Origin of the sequence: Mesorhizobium sp. M1E.F.Ca.ET.041.01.1.1 (genome assembly GCF_003997355.1) — a bacterium.
Classification (GTDB): Bacteria; Pseudomonadota; Alphaproteobacteria; order Rhizobiales; family Rhizobiaceae; genus Mesorhizobium.
The window spans coordinates 18,794-34,508 of sequence record NZ_RZSL01000010.1; the positions used below are offsets into that span (position 1 = coordinate 18,794).

The 15,715-nt window shown below is 63.1% G+C and carries 16 protein-coding genes; 10 read left to right on the forward strand and 6 right to left on the reverse strand.

The annotated features are described in order from the left end of the window. The first annotated feature begins 164 nt into the window (after positions 1 to 164). The 3 genes from EOA38_RS02450 (at position 165) to EOA38_RS02460 (ending at position 2,493) form a co-directional block, all read left to right on the forward strand. Positions 165 to 665 carry a cupin gene (locus tag EOA38_RS02450; RefSeq protein ID WP_126092513.1) on the forward strand — a complete coding sequence of 167 codons (501 nt, stop codon included), beginning with the start codon at positions 165 to 167 and terminating at the stop codon, positions 663 to 665. Positions 666 to 754: 89 nt separating this feature from the next. Next, positions 755 to 1,957, forward strand: coding sequence for an MFS transporter (locus EOA38_RS02455; protein ID WP_127298340.1), 1,203 nt, complete (start codon positions 755 to 757; stop codon positions 1,955 to 1,957). Between the two features lie 92 nt (positions 1,958 to 2,049). Beyond that, on the forward strand, positions 2,050 to 2,493 hold the full coding sequence (locus tag EOA38_RS02460) for a DUF302 domain-containing protein (protein ID WP_245464947.1): 444 nt from the start codon (positions 2,050 to 2,052) through the stop codon (positions 2,491 to 2,493). A 59-nt stretch (positions 2,494 to 2,552) separates the two neighbouring features. On the opposite strand, the gene EOA38_RS02465 is transcribed toward EOA38_RS02460, so the two are convergent. Next, a complete protein-coding gene (locus tag EOA38_RS02465; RefSeq protein ID WP_127298341.1) occupies positions 2,553 to 3,464 on the reverse strand; it encodes a LysR family transcriptional regulator in 912 nt (303 codons plus the stop codon). Between the two features lie 273 nt (positions 3,465 to 3,737). On the opposite strand from EOA38_RS02465, the gene EOA38_RS02470 reads away from it, so the two are divergent. The 5 genes from EOA38_RS02470 to EOA38_RS02495 all read left to right on the forward strand — a co-directional run bounded on the left by EOA38_RS02470 (position 3,738) and on the right by EOA38_RS02495 (position 9,552). After that, positions 3,738 to 4,520: a 3-hydroxybutyrate dehydrogenase gene (locus tag EOA38_RS02470; RefSeq protein WP_127220148.1), complete on the forward strand. Its 783-nt coding sequence runs from the start codon at positions 3,738 to 3,740 to the stop codon at positions 4,518 to 4,520. Between the two features lie 27 nt (positions 4,521 to 4,547). After that, positions 4,548 to 5,705, forward strand: coding sequence for a patatin-like phospholipase family protein (locus tag EOA38_RS02475; RefSeq protein WP_127298342.1), 1,158 nt, complete (start codon positions 4,548 to 4,550; stop codon positions 5,703 to 5,705). 30 nt (positions 5,706 to 5,735) lie between these two features. After that, the gene (locus EOA38_RS02480) at positions 5,736 to 7,130 is read left to right on the forward strand and encodes an NAD(P)/FAD-dependent oxidoreductase (protein ID WP_245480730.1); all 1,395 of its coding nucleotides are present in this window, start codon (positions 5,736 to 5,738) and stop codon (positions 7,128 to 7,130) included. A gap of 236 nt (positions 7,131 to 7,366) precedes the next feature. Further along, a complete protein-coding gene (locus EOA38_RS02490) occupies positions 7,367 to 8,713 on the forward strand; it encodes an NAD(P)/FAD-dependent oxidoreductase (protein ID WP_127298344.1) in 1,347 nt (448 codons plus the stop codon). A 140-nt stretch (positions 8,714 to 8,853) separates the two neighbouring features. Then, positions 8,854 to 9,552, forward strand: a complete 699-nt coding sequence (locus EOA38_RS02495) for a peroxiredoxin-like family protein (RefSeq protein ID WP_127298345.1) — start codon at positions 8,854 to 8,856, stop codon at positions 9,550 to 9,552. On the opposite strand, the gene EOA38_RS02500 is transcribed toward EOA38_RS02495, so the two are convergent. Beyond that, positions 9,536 to 10,441: a LysR family transcriptional regulator gene (locus EOA38_RS02500; RefSeq protein ID WP_127298346.1), complete on the reverse strand. Its 906-nt coding sequence runs from the start codon at positions 10,439 to 10,441 to the stop codon at positions 9,536 to 9,538. The two genes, EOA38_RS02495 and EOA38_RS02500, sit on opposite strands and share 17 nt — an antisense overlap. Positions 10,442 to 10,691: 250 nt before the next feature. Here EOA38_RS02500 and EOA38_RS02505 point away from each other — a divergent pair, with 250 nt between their 5' ends. After that, positions 10,692 to 12,167, forward strand: a complete 1,476-nt coding sequence (locus tag EOA38_RS02505; protein ID WP_127298347.1) for an NAD-dependent succinate-semialdehyde dehydrogenase — start codon at positions 10,692 to 10,694, stop codon at positions 12,165 to 12,167. An 83-nt stretch (positions 12,168 to 12,250) separates the two neighbouring features. Here the strand turns inward: EOA38_RS02505 and EOA38_RS02510 are convergent, their stop codons facing one another. Together EOA38_RS02510 and EOA38_RS02515 are read right to left on the reverse strand one after the other, a co-directional pair. Then, positions 12,251 to 12,997 (reverse strand): GGDEF domain-containing protein, encoded by a 747-nt coding sequence (locus EOA38_RS02510; RefSeq protein WP_245464907.1) that lies wholly within the window; start codon positions 12,995 to 12,997, stop codon positions 12,251 to 12,253. Between the two features lie 264 nt (positions 12,998 to 13,261). Then, entirely contained in the window at positions 13,262 to 13,966 is a 705-nt protein-coding gene (locus EOA38_RS02515; RefSeq protein ID WP_245480731.1) for a thermonuclease family protein, read from the reverse strand. 130 nt (positions 13,967 to 14,096) lie between these two features. On the opposite strand from EOA38_RS02515, the gene EOA38_RS02520 reads away from it, so the two are divergent. Continuing rightward, complete coding sequence (locus EOA38_RS02520) at positions 14,097 to 14,633, forward strand: hypothetical protein (protein ID WP_127298349.1); 537 nt, start codon at positions 14,097 to 14,099, stop codon at positions 14,631 to 14,633. Positions 14,634 to 14,682: 49 nt separating this feature from the next. On the opposite strand, the gene EOA38_RS02525 is transcribed toward EOA38_RS02520, so the two are convergent. Further along, a complete protein-coding gene (locus EOA38_RS02525; RefSeq protein WP_127298350.1) occupies positions 14,683 to 15,237 on the reverse strand; it encodes a hypothetical protein in 555 nt (184 codons plus the stop codon). Beyond that, the gene (locus EOA38_RS02530; protein WP_245480732.1) at positions 15,234 to 15,707 is read right to left on the reverse strand and encodes a L,D-transpeptidase; all 474 of its coding nucleotides are present in this window, start codon (positions 15,705 to 15,707) and stop codon (positions 15,234 to 15,236) included. The genes EOA38_RS02525 and EOA38_RS02530 overlap by 4 nt, the downstream gene beginning before the upstream one ends. Positions 15,708 to 15,715 lie beyond the last annotated feature (8 nt).

A 15,715-nucleotide genomic window follows, 5' to 3' on the forward strand; every position in this document is an offset into this window, starting at 1 on the left:
CGACGAACTTCGTGGCGGAGATGATCGCGTTGGTGCGATCACCCACCATAGTTTTCAGGTATCGATTTAAGAGCCAGTCAGCATTTCTCTTTCTCTGAGGCTCCAGTCACTCTCTTTTCATGCCCCGCCACCGCGATTGGGCACCGACAAAGGAGAAATTAGACATGGCTTCCAAGACTATTGCGTTGCGTCTGCCGCTGGAGGCGGCGCTGACACTCGGACTTCTTACCGCAACCGCTGCGTTTTCCGCAGCCCCGGCGTTCGCCGGCGACTGCCCTGCCGGCCAGGCCGCTACGACCGACATTCAGGAACATCCCAGCAAGCCGGTCGGCGTGACCGATACGGTCCTTTCGGCGATCGATCTGAGCAGCAAGGGCGAAGCCTGGAAAGGCAACATGCTGCGTCTGCGCAAGCTCGTCGTTCAGCCGGGCGGCGTCGTCCCGTGGCATGAGCACACGGTTCGTCCCGCCAACATCATCGTCGTCGAAGGCTCGATCACCGAATACGCCAGCACCTGCAAGGTCGGCATCGAGCATCCGGCTGGCGACGTGACCGCCGAGTTCGGCCAGCTCGCCCACTGGTGGAAGAACAACGGCAAGGTTCCGGCGGTGCTTTATTCCGCCGACATCCTGCCGCCCGCGATGCACAACGATCACATGATGTGAGCCGTTCGTCGCGGCCTGCAGATCCCAGCAGCAGCAACCAACAGCGCGTCCTCGGGCGATCGCCCGGGGACGTGGCCACGGAGCCTGTCATGACGACCAGCGAACATACCGAACAGACGCGGCTCCGCACCGTTGCCGCAGATACCTGGCGCTTCGGCCTGATCGCCCTGATCGCGTTCCTGACGCTCGTCGATCTGTTCGCAACCCAGGCAATCCTGCCTTCGCTGGTGACACGATTTGGCGTCAGCCGCGCGACCATGGGCTTCGCCGTCAACGCCAGCACCTTCGGCATGGCGGTGGCCGGTATCGCCGTCGCGCTCTTCGGGCGCGGCATCGATCGCCGCAACGGCATCTGGATCAGCCTGGCCATCCTGGCGATCCCGACGACACTGCTTTCGCAGACAGACAATATTGCGGTCTTCGCCCTGCTGCGCGTAGCGCAAGGCCTTTGCATGTCGACTGCGTTCACGCTCACGATGGCCTACCTGGCGGAGCACTTTTCCGCTCGGCAGACCACGAGCGCGCTCGCGGCGTATGTGACCGGCAATGTTGCCAGCAACTTCTTCGGCCGGCTGATGTCGGCGGCCGTCGCCGACACGTTCGGCATCTCTACCAACTTTCTGACCTTCGCCGCCTTTAATCTGTTCGGCGCAGTTCTTGTCTGGTTCACGCTGCAGAAGACCTCGGCAATGATGCGCGCAGATGCGACGGGCGGACTCGCCCGCGCGGCCTGGAAAGCCCCGTTGCAGAACGTCGAGCTGCGGGCCTGTTTCGCGATCGGCTTCCTCATCCTCTTCGTCTTTATAGGCACGTTCACCTACGTGAATTTTCAACTCGTAGCAGTGCCCCTGTCTCTGACCCCGATGGCGCTGGGCGCGGTCTATTTCGTCTTCCTGCCGTCAATGCTGACCACTCCGCTCGCCGGGCGTGTGGCCTCGGGTCTCGGCCCGAGGGTAGGGGTTGGCGCAACGCTTGCGCTGGCGATTGCCGGTCTGCTTCTGCTGCTCACACCCAGTCTTCCCATCGTCCTCGCCGGGATGGCGCTGGTCGCCAGCGGCACCTTCCTGGCGCAGGCGATAGCAACGGGACATGTCAGTCGGACCGCGTCGCGCGACCGCGCCGCCGCAAGCGGCATCTATCTGGCCTCCTACTATGCGGGCGGGCTCGCCGGCAGCTTCCTCATCGGACAGATCTACGACCGGGTCGGCTGGACGGCCTGCGTGGCCGCACTGGTCGCGGTTCTCGCGGCAGCAATCGCGGTAGCCCGAACGCTGAGAACGCCAGCCGCGTGACCACCGGAGCTGCGCCGGAGGTCACCCGAGAAACTCAATCCATAGCCAACTCAGCAACCAAGGAGAATGCGATGAGAGCCTACCTGAAAACCATGATTGCGGGTGCCGCCGTGCTGATGACAGTTGTCTTGCCGGCAGCCGCTTCCGACGGCGTCGTCACTATCAAGAGCGGTTATTCCGTCGCCGAGACCGTGGCCCGCATCAAGAAGGACGTCCTCAAGAAGGGCATCATGTTCTTTGGCGTGATCGACCAGGCAAAGCTCGGCAACAAGGCCGGCAACGATGTCAGGCCGTCGCGGCTCGTCATGTTCGGCAATCCGGCGCTCGGCACGACGTTCATCACCTCAAATCCCGAGGCGGGCCTGGACTGGCCGGTGCGCGTGCTGGTCTACCAGACGCCCGATGGGCAGGTTTACGCCGCCTATAGCGACTTCGACTGGATTGCGAAGCGGCATGGCATTACCGACCGGCAGGCGCAGTTCAAGATGGCGACCGAGGTGATCCAGTCCGTCACGTCGTCCATCAGGAAGAACTGACCGGCGCGAGGCGCCCAAATGCTTCGGCGCTTCGACGCTGTCAGCCTTGCACAGCCAGGTCATTCGGCGGCGGACAACGCCTTTGCCCGCTCGCCGAACCATTTCTTCTGGGTCGCTTCGCGGACCAGGGCGCCGACCGCCGGCGAATGCTTGCGGCCGCGCACGGTGACAAGATTGACGTCGCGCCAGAATTCCGGCTCGGTGATCGGCAGGGCCACAACACCCGGGTGCTTGGCGGTGTGCTCTGGCATGAAACCGAAACCGAGCCCGGCAGCGATCATGGCGAGCGTCCAGTCGTCGCGATCGCTCCAGTAGACCGGACTGACGGTAACGCCATGCTGGGCAAGGATGGCATCCGCGTAGCCGGCAAATTCGCAGTTGTTGCGGTGAATATAACTTTCATTGCTCATGTCCTTCACCCGCACGACCCGCTGGTTCGCCAGCCGGTGAGCCAGGTGGACCGCCATCACCATCTGCTCGCGAAACAGCGGAAGGGAGTGAACCTCCTCGTCGGGAACGTCCGACGGCAATGCATAGATGGCGGCCTCGAGATCGCCTTCGAGCAATCTCTTTCGAAGACTTACGGCGTCTGAATCGCAAAGGTGAAGCTCCACGCCGGGGTGATGCCCACGGACGGCCGCGATCAGCTCGATGATTTCGTCCGGAGCGATCGTGCTCATGATGCCAAGCCTGAGCGGCATCCTTTTCAAATTCACATACTGCTCGGCAATCTGCTTTGCCTGGCGGGAGTTCTCGAAAACGCCCTCGAGATACGTCTCGACCATGCGGCCGAGCTCGGTGAGATGGGTGAAGCGGCGCTCGCGGTGGAAAAGCGCGCCGCCGAACTCATCCTCCAGCAGCTTGATGGCGCGCGAAAGCGCCGGCTGCGTGACGTTGCACTGCTCGGCCGCCCTGGTGAAATTCAGCTCCTTGGCAACGGCCAAGAAATATCTGACCTGGCTGATCTCCACTGCACGCTTCCCCTGGGTCGGTGCATGCCGCACGACCCGCGTTGCCGGGCGATCTTACTAGCTGCCCCTAGGTCAAACAACCCGGCCTGCGGGCTGCATCGCGAACGCACCGATCAGACCGTCAGCTATCGATTCCATGTCTCAACGGCATTTCCGCTTCTTCGCGCTGCTCGCCATACTTGATCAGAATTTCGGACCTGGGCGCACGCAAGCCCGTTGCTCGCAGCCATTTGCTCGTCAATTCGGCGGCGACTTCAGCAAAAGGAAATGACGATGCTCAGAGGAAAGACGGCGCTGATAACAGGCTCGACCAGCGGTATCGGCCAAGGCATCGCCGAGGCCTTCGCCGCCAAGGGCTGCAACATCGTTCTGAACGGTTTCGGTGATGCCGCCGAGATCGAGTTGCTCCGGTCGAGGCTCGCTGCCGTCCACGGGGTGACCGTCCGCTACGACAATGCCGACATGAGCAAGGGTGGCGCGATCACCGCGATGATGGACAAGGCCATTGATGAATTTGGCGCGGTCGACATCCTGGTCAACAACGCCGGCATTCAGCACGTGGCGCCGATCGACGATTTCCCGATCGAGAAGTGGGAAGCTGTCGTGGCGATCGACCTCATGTCGTCGTTCTACACGATCCGGCGTGCCTTGCAGGCGATGAAGGCGCGCAAATGGGGCCGCATCATCAACGTCGCGTCCGCCCACGCTCTCGTCGCCTCGCCATACAAATCAGCCTATGTCGCCGCCAAGCATGGCGTGGCCGGTCTGACCAAGACCGTCGCGCTCGAGGTCGCCGAACAGGGCATCACCGTCAACGCCGTTTGCCCTGGCTACGTGCTTACCCCGCTGGTCGAAAAGCAGATCCCGGACACGGCCAAGGCCCGCGGGATCACGGAACAGCAGGTGATCAAGGATGTGCTGCTGGCCGCCCAGCCGACCAAGCAGTTCGTGACGGTCGAGCAGGTTGCCGCGCTCTGCCTTTTCCTGGCCTCGGACGACGCGGCCTCGATCACCGGCGCCATCATGCCGATCGAAGGCGGCTGGACCGCTCACTAGAAGCCAACGACGAGGAGCGACAGCGCCATGAACAATATTATTCGAAATCCCTCGAAGTCGGCGTCTGTGACGGATGCCGGGCCGGCGGCCAACGTCTCCTCCCAGCGCCAGACCGTTTTGGTTCTGCAGGGCGGAGGAGCTCTCGGAGCCTATCAGGCCGGCGTTTATCAGGCACTCGTCGAAGGCGGTATCGAGCCGGACTGGGTCATCGGCACGTCGATCGGCGCCATCAATGCCGCGCTGATTGCCGGGAACGAACCGCAAGATCGCCTGCCCAGGCTGCGGGAATTCTGGGACGGCGTCAGCCGGAGCAGTCCAATCGACGAATTCTTTCGGATGATGGTCCCGAGCAACATCTTTGCCAACATGGGCACGCTGACGCGAGGGATACCGGGTTTCTTCGAACCCAACCCGAGCGCCCTGTTCGGGATCAACCGGGAAGTGGGCGTTGAGAACGCCTCCTATTACTCCACGGATCCTCTGAAGAGGACACTCGGCAACCTAGTCGACTTCGACTATCTAAACCGGCGCCATACGCGATTGACGGTCGGCGCGGTCAACGTCAACACCAGCGAACTCAGATACTTCGACAGCAGTCAGATGCCGCTGTCGGCGGCCCACATCATGGCGTCGGGCGCCTTGCCGCCGGCCTTCCCGGCCGTGTGCATCAATGGCGAACCCTACTGGGACGGCGGGGTCTATTCCAACACTCCGATAGAGGTCGTGCTCGACGCGCGGCCGCGGCGCGATGCTTTGATCTTCGCGGTCAATATGTGGCAGCCGCGGGGCTCCGAGCCAAAATCGATCTGGCAGGTCATGGGGCGACAGAAGGATCTCCAATACGCCAGCCGTGGCAGAAGCCACGTCGCCCGCCAGGAGCAATTGCATCGGCTCAGGCACGTCGTGCGCGAGATGGGGAAACTGGTGCCGGAGGAGCGGCGCGACGATCCGATGTTCAAGGAACTCGCCTCCTATGGCTGCCCTTCGGTCATGCACCTCGTTCGGCTGCTTTCGCCGCGCCTCCACGGCGAGGACCATACCAAGGACATCGACTTCACCCGCTCAGGCATCCGCACTCGCTGGCAGGCGGGATACGAGCATGGGCAGCGCGTCCTCTCGGAAAAGCCGTGGGAGTGCGAAGTCGACATGCTGCAAGGCATCGTCATCCACGAATCCCAAGAGTGAACGGTTCCGGAGAAGGAACGGAGAATTCCGATGCAGATCATAACTCCGGGCATGCGGCTCATTCCGGAAGCGGTGCTCGCCAATAACGCAGCGCTTTTCCGCACGATCCCTGAGACACCCTCGCACCGGGACAAATCGCTGCACCGCGTGGTCATCGTCGGTGGCGGCGCAGGAGGGCTGGAACTGGCGACCCGTCTGGGCCGCAAGTTCGGCAAGGGGCGGCTTTCCGTCACGCTGGTCGACCGCAGCCGCACCCATATCTGGAAGCCGCTGCTGCATGAGGTGGCGTCCGGCGCGCTGAGCGCATCGCACGACGCGGTCGAATACATCGCCCATGCCAGCCGCAACCACTATCGATACCGTATCGGCGAGGTCGTCGGCATCGACCGTGCGAAGCGCCAGATCTTCGTGGCACCCAGCTTCGATGACAACGGCAGGCAGATCATACCGCCACGGGTGCTGGGCTACGACACGCTGGTCATGGCCGTCGGCAGCGTCAGCAACGATTTCGGCACGCCGGGCGCTGCTCGCCACGCCATCTCACTCGACACGGCGGAGCAGGCCACCCGTTTCAACAAGCGCATGATAGACGCATGTCTGCGGGCCAATGCTCAATACGAGCAGCTTTCGCCTGGACAGCTTCACTGCGTCATCGTCGGCGCCGGAGCCACCGGCGTCGAGCTGGCCGCGGAATTGCACAAATCGATGCGGGAAATTGCCTCGCACAATCTCGACAATATCGATTTCGAGAGGCTGATCCGCATCACCATCGTCGAGGCCGGACCGCGCATCCTGCCCGCCCTTCCGGAGCATATGGCCCACGCTTCGGCGCGCCTGCTCATCAAGCTGGGTGTGCAGATCCGATGCGGCATCAGAGTCACCGAAGTCACGGAAGACGGCATCCGGCTTGGCGAAAAACTGTTCCTGCCGGCCGAGCTCGTGGTCTGGGCGGCTGGGATCAAGGCGCCGGATTTTCTGAAAGACCTCGATGGTCTCGAAACCGACCGCATCAACCGCCTGATCGTCGACGAAACCTTGCGGACGGTCGGCGATGAGAATGTATTCGCGATTGGCGACTGCGCGAACTGCGTGCTGCCGGGCGATGACAGCGCCTTGCCGCCCCGAGCTCAGACAGCCCATCAGCAGGCAGACCACATGGCGAAGGTGGTTGCAGCACGTCTCGCGGGGCAGGCTGTGCCGGCCTATCGCTACCGCGACTATGGTTCCCTCGTATCGCTCGCCGACTACGGTGCGTTCGGCAGCCTGATCGGAGGACTGAAGATCGAAGGTCTCGTTGCGAGGCTTGCCTATCGCTCGCTGCACAAGATGCATCTCAAGGCAGTGCACGGCCTCGCGAAGACGGCACTGGCTTCGATCGGCGAGATGATCGTCAGGCGCGCCAGACCCCGGATCAAGCTTCACTGATGCATGTCGCCCAAAAGTGCGGAGCGGTTTTGGGAGAACGACATGCATCAAACAAAGAATGCATGTCGCCCAAAAGTGCGGAGCGGTTTTGGGAAAACGACATGCATCAAAACAAAGAACGCATGTCGCCCAAAGTGTGCAGCGGTTTTGGGAGAACGACATGCATCGAAACAAAGACTTGAAGCGCGTCGATCGAATCCGTTTCGACGCGACGCGCCTAGCGCGGAGGCGGCGCGATGGAAAAGTATGATGTGGTGATCCTCGGCGGCGGCAACGCCGGAATGGGTGTCACGGTCGCGACGCGCGCCGCCGGCCTTTCCGTGGCGATGATTGAGGCGCGCGATCTCGGCGGCACCTGCCCCAATCGCGGCTGCACGCCGAAGAAAGTCTTGGTCGCCGCGGCCCACGCGCTCGACGAGATCGAAAGGGCCGGCAGACATGAGATCAAGGTCGATAGGCCAAGGCTCGACTGGCGAGCCTTGATCGAACGGGAAAAGGAGATCATCAGGGACATCCCATCCCGACTGTCCGGATTGATGGCCAAGCGCGGGGTCGATGTCGTCTCCGGCCAAGCTTCATTCATCGGCAGCAACGCGATCCGTGTCGATGGCCGAGAACTCGAAGCCAGGAACATCGTCATCGCCACCGGCTCTAAGCAGCGTCCGCTGTCGATCCCGGGCGCCGAGCATTTGACGACTTCCGACGATGTGCTGAGCGATTCTGTGCTGCCGCGTGCGGTGGTTTTCGTCGGGGGCGGCGTCATCGCTTTCGAACTGGGGCATGTCTATGCGCGTGCCGGCGTCGAGGTCACGATCCTGGAAGCATTGCCGCAGCTCCTCGGAGGCTTCGACGCGGACGCCGTCGCTCAGCTCCACGCCGAGAGCGAGCGGCTGGGCATCAGCATCCATACCGTGGCTTGGGTGAAGAGGATCGACGAGGTCGATGGGCGACTGCGGGTGAGTTTCGTGAAGGACGGCGTCGAATGCCTGGTGGACGCGGATCGGGTCGTCAACTGCGCCGGACGCGTGGCCAATGTCGAGGGCCTCGATCTTGGGGCCGGTGTCATCGTGCACCGAGAGGGCCGTATCGAAATCGACGATCACCTGCGCTCGCGCTCCAATCCCGATGTCTATGTCTGCGGCGACGCGGTGTGGAACTCCCCGCAGCTTTCGCCGATAGCCACCTATGAAGGCGGGATCGTCGGCCGCAACATCGTCGACGGACCGAAGCATCGACCCGATTACAGTCATATCCCAGCCTCGCTCTACAGCATCCCGGCTGTGGCAAGCGTCGGACTGACCGAAGCCAAGGCGAGGGAACGGGGCCTTCACGTCAAGATCCATGTGAACGACATGCAAGGCTGGCTCTCCGCCAGGACCTATGCGGAGGCGGTCGCATGGTCGAAGATCATCGTCGAGGAGACGACAGATCGGATTGTCGGGGCACATCTGGTAGGCCACGCCGGCGAGGAGCTGATCCACATCTTCGCGCTGGCTATGAAGCACGGCATCCCGGCGCGGGCGCTGTCCGAGATGGTCTACGGGTTCCCGACTTTTTCAGCGGATATCAGGAATATGATGTAACGCGCCGATCCGAGGCGGCGAATGGAACATGAACCTGGCATGCATCGATGCACGTGGGGCATCGAAACCATGCAGGAAAAGCATGCTAAATGCCGAGGGGCTTCGGTGGTAGGCTGCGGGCGACATGTGAAAGTGCAGAAATGGCAGCCGAGGCAATGACATTCGAGCAATCCGTCCAGGCCGCCATCGCACTTGATGCGCCTCTCAACGAACGGCTGGCGGTAGTTGCCGCGGCGGTCCGACGCCTGAATTCCGAATTTGCGGACGCCGTGGACCGATTGGTGGATCGCCTGGAGAAGCTGGGAGCCGGCGCCATGGCTCCGGTTGCCGGCGAAGTCATGCCGGGGTTCCTGCTGCCCGACGACGAGGGCAAGCTTGTCAGCCTGGCAGAGATGCTTGCAAAGGGCCCAGCCGTCGTCACCTTCCAGCGCGGGCATTGGTGTCCCTATTGCCGCGTGAACGCCATCGGCATTGTCGAGGTGCAGCGCCAGATCGCGGAACTGGGAGGCCAGGTGGTCGTGATCATGCCGGAGCGGCGCAAATTCGCGAAAGCCATGAAGGCCGCGGTCGGCGCGCAGTTTCCGTTCCTGATCGACATGGATAACGGCTATGCCCTGTCACTCAACCTTGCGATCTGGGTCGGAGCCGAGATGGAGCGGCTGATGGGGGTTGGTTTTGATCTGCCGAGCTACCAGGGCAACAGCAGCTGGTTTCTGCCGATACCCGCAACCTTCATCGTCGGAACGAACGGGATCATCACCGATCGCTTCGTCGATCCGGACTACCGCCGTCGGATGGATATTGACGACTTGATCGCCGCCCTCAGGCGGGCTCGCTGACGCCGAAGGATGACCAGTCGGCCGATCTCAACAGGTTGAGCAGCGTCGTCGCGACCGGCGAGCGCTGCCTGCCGGCAACCGCATAGACGGAAACGATCCGCGAAACGTCGAGATCGCGGAGCTTGAGCCGGCGGGTGTTCGCGGATCGGGGTGCCGTAAGCGAGACAAAGCCGACCCCGGCATTGGCCTCGAGCAACGCAAGAAGGTCCTGGTCGGTCTCCACTTCATGTGCAGTCCGAGGCGAATAGCCTTTTGCGGAAAGGCAACGCGACAGTTCCTCGCTCGTCTCCCAATCGATCCGGCTGAGCACGGGTTCGGCGGCAAGCTGAGCCAACGCGACGTCGGCCTCATTGCGGCGCGCCAGCGGATGATCGGAATTCACGGCGAGCTCGATCCCCTCCTGGAAAAGTGACCAAGTGTCGAGGCGATCCCAAACCTGGCCCAGCGGACCGGCAACGGCCAATTCGACCTCACCATTCTTGAGCGCCTCTACCACAGCCGCCGGCGAGCCGCGGTGGATTTTGAGATGCGCGCCGGGATAGGCCCGAAAAAGCTCGGTGAACGGCGAAACCAGCAGCGCAATATTGATGCTGTTCGAAATCGTGACGTTGAGAGGCGCGACGTCGCTGCTTTGCACTGCCTTGGCTAGTGACTTGGCAGAGGTCGCCGCGTCGTAGCACTGCTGCAGCAAGGGCAGCATGCGCCGGCCAAGCTCGGTCAAGTGGGAATGCTGGCGTTCACGACGAAGAAGCTCTCCGCCTAGCTCCTCCTCCAGCGTCTTGATGGCTCGCGTCAGCGCGGGCTGCGTGACATTGCACTCCTCGGCCGCTCTGGTGAAGTTCAACGTGCTGGACAGGGCCAGAAAATATCGGACCTGCTGCATCTCCATGAAATTTCGCCCCCTCAGCGAAATCCGGCTTTTCAGGCACGGCTAAATTCGTTGCTATGCTAACGCAACCGGAAATCCAAGCAAGGTCGAGGGACGATTCGCCTAAACTTGGCTCCGCGAGACAATTGTGACGCCGGCTGCAACGGGTGGGTCTACCGCCGTCCTTCCCAGGCCCTATGAGAGGCGTGGATGCGCGGCATACACGTTGGCGCCATTGACAACCATCAAGCTGCTCGAGGAGGAGACCGGTATGCCCCTTCGCCTGCCGATGATCCGGCACCTGAAATCCCCCGACCTGTTTGCCGCGATCGACCGTGTGCCGGCGCTTGGCACGCCGGCTGGCGGGCGTACGTTCGAGGTCTTCAATCCATCGACCGGCGAACTGCTGGCGGAACTTCCCGACATGGGCGTCGAGGAGACGCGCGCGGCGATTGACAAGGCCTATGTCGCTCAGGCCGAATGGGCAGCGCTGACCGCCCGCGAGCGCAGCGAAATCTTGTGGCGCTGGCATCAGTTGATCGTCACCCATACCGACGATCTCGCCGCTATCCTCACCGCCGAGATGGGCAAGCCGCTTGCCGAAGCCAGATCGGAAGTCTCCCATGCAGCCGCCTACCTGCAATGGTACGCCGAGGAGGCCAATCGTATCTATGGCGAGACGATCTCGGCGCCATCGACGGACCGCCGCATGCTGGTGATCAAGCAGCCTATTGGCGTCGTCGGCACGATCACGCCATGGAATTTTCCCGCATCGATGGTGGCGCGCAAGATCTCGCCGGCGCTGGCGGCGGGCTGCGCCATCGTGCTGAAGCCTGCCGAGCAGACGCCGCTTGTCGCGGGCGCCATGTTCGCGCTCGCCGCCGCGGCCGGTTTTCCCGACGGTGTCGTGAACCTTGTCTATGCCTCCGAGGGCGCCGCGGTGGGGCGTGAGCTCTGCCACAATCCCAAAGTGCGCAAGATCAGCTTCACCGGATCGACCGAGGTCGGCCGGCTGCTCATGCGCCAGTGCTCGGACCGGATCAAGAAGGTCAGCCTCGAACTGGGCGGTAATGCGCCTTTCATCGTCTTCGACGATGCCGACATGGATGCCGCCGTGGACGGGGCGATCCAGGCGAAGTTCCGCAATGCCGGCCAGACCTGCGTTTCGGCGAATCGCCTTTACGTGCAGTCGGGCGTTCATGACGAGTTCGTCGATAAATTCGTGGAACGGGTTCGCCAGCTTCAGGTCGGCGACGGTTTCGATCCCGATGTCGCCATCGGCCCGCTGATCGACAGGCCGGCGCTCGCCAAGATCGAATCCCATATCGCCGATGCCGTTGGAAAAGGCGGTGCGATCCGGTGCGGCGGCGGTCGGATTGGCAGAGACGGCACTTTTTTCCAGCCGACCGTCCTTACCGATATTTCCAGCGCAATGACGGTGGCGCAAGAGGAGACATTTGGGCCATTGGCCCCGGTCATCCGCTTCGAGGATGCGGATCAGGTCGTGCGTGAAGCCAACGACACGATCTACGGCCTCGCCGCCTATTTTTATGCCTCCAACCTGAAGCGGGTCTGGCGTGTGGCGGAGGCCCTGGAATATGGCATGGTCGGCATCAACACCGGACGCATGTCCTCGGAAGCCGCGCCCTTCGGCGGCGTGAAACAGTCAGGCATCGGGCGGGAGGGTTCCCGCCACGGCCTCGAGGATTACCTCGAGATGAAGTATCTCTGCATGGGCGGCATCTGAGTAAAACGACCAGGCCGCTTTTTGAAGAACGATGTGCCGCGGAATTGTCGCCCGCGGAGGCCGTTGGGGTTCCGCCCGCAGGGTCAGTTGCTGATATGCGACAATGCCAGGTCGGTCTCGTCCTGGGCCTCCAACAGGAGTTCCTCCGCCGACCGGAACATGTCCTCGAACGCCAGTTCATGCTCGAAGACAACGCCGCCGACGCGGATGGCAAGCACGTCCTTGTCGCCTTTTGGCGCGAAATAGATCTGTCCGACCGCGTCTCGAACGCGTTCGCCGATCTCCTTGGCGTCCTGCTTCGTCGCGCCGGGGAGGAAAACGCCGAACATCGAGTTTCCGATGCGCCCGATCAGATCGTCCTTGCGCAACGAGGACTTGATGGCCGAGGCGATGAGCCGCAAGGCCTCGTCGCCCCAGCCAAGACCGAAGCGCAAATTGATCGATGCAAGATGCTCCGGGTGAATGACGAGAAAGGCGCCGGAGCGCGGGCCGGACGGTCTCGCCGCCCGTCTGTCGACCATCGAGGTGAACACCGCCCCGTTGAGACAGCCCGTCAGGCGATCGTAGGTGCCGGACCTTGTGAGTTCCTGCCGGTAACGGCGGAGCTCGACCTCTCTCCAGCCGAGCAGGGCAAAAAGCGGCAGACCGATGATGATTGGCAGAAGCGCCGCCGTGATGATGCTGCGGCCGAACGGCGTCAGCACGTCGCTGAGCAGGAGCAGATAGTTGAGGCCGAGCGACAGACCCACGCAGGCGGCGGTGCCGAGCAGGGACAGCCAAAGGACATGCTTCCAGGCCCCTGCCGGTGCAGTCTCGTTTTTCGTACTCACTGGCCAATCTCCTGTTGGACGCATTGGCTTAAAGGCGGGGTGTTACGATTTCTGTTTCAGCGGGGCCTACAATTTGAAGGAATTCAGCGTCTTTCTCCGTGGGCAGCGTTGGATGGGCATTCGCCTGCGGCCGCGGCCTAGGCTCGCTTCGACGATCCGATTCGGTCGCAGCTCGGCATTTGGTAGGATCGCTGAACTTTTTTAACCATTCCGTTATTGCGTAATTCCGAACGGAAAGCCGTCACGCGCCTTTCGTGGGATGGCCTATTGCGGCGGGCCGAAGATGCCCATCTGGGCGCCCCGGGCCACGGCCTCGGCCTTGCCGTAGAGTCCGCTGGGCGTCGCCATCGCCCAGCCATTGGCGACGAGCCAGGCGCCGACGTCCTGCTTGCCGAGCGTGCAGGGCGCGGCGATGGCGAAGCGGTCGCCATCGGGCGGAAGGACGCATTTGAGCGCCCGGCCGCGCAGCCAGGCGTTGAAGGCGGCGCGGGCGCGCTGGCCGCAGGGCCAGATGGCGTCGCCGAACGAGCAGGTCCTGTCGGGGTCGATATCGACCGCGCCGCTGATGATGACCCGGCGTCCCATGGCTTCGAAGACCGCTGACGAGACGCCGACCGGACGATAAAGCAGCGTCTCACGCCAGTCCCGCGGCATCGCCGTCTTCGGCGGCGAGGCGAGCCCAAGCTCTCCAAGCGGCGGGCGGGCCTCGATACGCTCGATGCCCGCCACGTCGAGCGGCGGCGGCGCGATGAGATCCTCGGCGATCCGGCGCGCCGGCGGGCCGGGCCGTGCGTCAGGAACGGGGACGTGAGGAGCAGGTCGCGCTTCGCCTGCCTCCGGGGTCGTCTGATAGGAGGGGAGGGTGGTCGGCAACCAGTGCCTGGACCCGTCAATCAGCAGCGCGCCGGCGACCAGCCCAAGGCCGCCCAGCATCGCGGCAAGCCGGCCGGTCGATTTCACCTCGCCCACAAGCGCGCCTCATCGTTTCGCCGCATCATACATTAGGCACTGGCGACATTGCTTGAAAAGCAAGGCGTTGCGTTAAGCCTCGCGCAACCAATGCGGCCTACATTCAAGCATCGGTTGTCGAGGGGATGACATGACGCGCAAGCCGACACTGCTCTTTGCCTTCCCGGCGCTCATGCTGTTCCTGCTGGCGGCGGAGCGGACCGCGACATTCCTTCTCGGAACCTATTCGGCGAGCCCCGCCATGTGGCGCGTCTGGCTCGAGCTGCGGCCCTTCTCGACGATGTTCTGGCAGCAGGTGGACTTCTATCTCGGCGGCTCGATGGCTCTCGACGCAGCCATCATCCTCGCCGCGTCGGCCGCCTGCTGGATCGCCTGCCAGGCAAAGAGGTCAGCCGGCTTTTTCCTCGCCAACCATGCCGCTCTGCTGTTCGCCGGACTGATGATCGCGGTCGGCAGCCATTCGGAAACGGCGAGCACGATTGCCACCTTCACGGCGCCGCGCGGCTTTCAATTCTCGCTGATGATCGACTTCAGCTGGAAGAACAGCCTGGTGCTGTGCCTTGGCCTCGCGGCCTGCGCCTATTGCCATGTCGCTTTCCTGCGCGAGGCGAGGCTGCGCACGGAAGCCCGCACCGTCCGCATCCTGGCGCTGCAGCGCGATCTTTAGGCCTTTGGCTTCCTGACCGAAGTGCCGCCCGCTGTTGCCATGGGCGACGTCAGTTGATCTTCTTGTAATAGACCTTGCCGTCCGCCTGCTGGATGCGCTGGTAGGACGGGTTGGGTCCAGGCGGCGCGACCTTCCGCTTGAACATCGGCGAGGCGTTGTCCGGCTCGGCGGGATTCTCGACCGCGGACGCCTCCGCCACGGTCGTGCCGGCGAAACCAGGTTCTGGCGCGCGAGGCGTCTCCGCCTCGGTGGCGACCGGCTGGCCCTGCTCCAGCTTGGCCAGGTTGCCGTTGATCTGGCCGAAACCCGCCTGCAACTGGCGGTCCAGCGTTTCGAACCGGCTCTGGAAGCCGTTGTTGACCGTGTCGATGCGGGCGCCGATCCGCTGCTCGAACTGGCCGAGCTGCTCCAGCCGTGTCTCCATCGCCCGCAGGTCGTTGACGCCGCGATAGAGATAGACGGCGGCCGTCACGTTGACGGCGGTGACGAGCGCGGCACCCACCGCGACGGCGCCGATTATTCTCGCCCGGTTCGGCTTGCCGGGCGCCTTTTCCTGCTCGCCGAGTTCGATTGCCGGAACGTCCGGTACGCTGATCATCGTCATTCAACCACCACCTTTGCGCCCACCGCCACGCGCTTGAAGAGATCGATCACATCGGTATTCGTCAGTCTAAAGCATCCGGACGTGCCGTCAAAGCCGACACCCTTGGGATCGTTGGTGCCATGGATGCGATAGAGCGTGTCGCGCCCGTCGCGCGAGAGATAGAGCGCCCTGGCGCCGAGCGGATTGTAGGGGCCGGCCGGCACCATCGCCGGCAGTTCCGGCTGGCGGGCGCGCATCTCCTTGGGCGGACGCCATTGCGGCCATTCGGTCTTCGATGCGACCTTGACCGTCCCCGTCCAGCCGAACCCGTCGCGGCCGACGCTGATCTGGTAGCGCAGCGCCTGGCCCGGGCTCGTCACCAGGTAAAGCGCCTTTTCGGTCTTGCGGATGATGATCGTGCCTGGCTGCTCGCCGGTCTGGAAGGCGACCGTCTTGCGCAGGCTGGGTCCCATGGCGGGAAGCGGCGGCAGGCCCGATC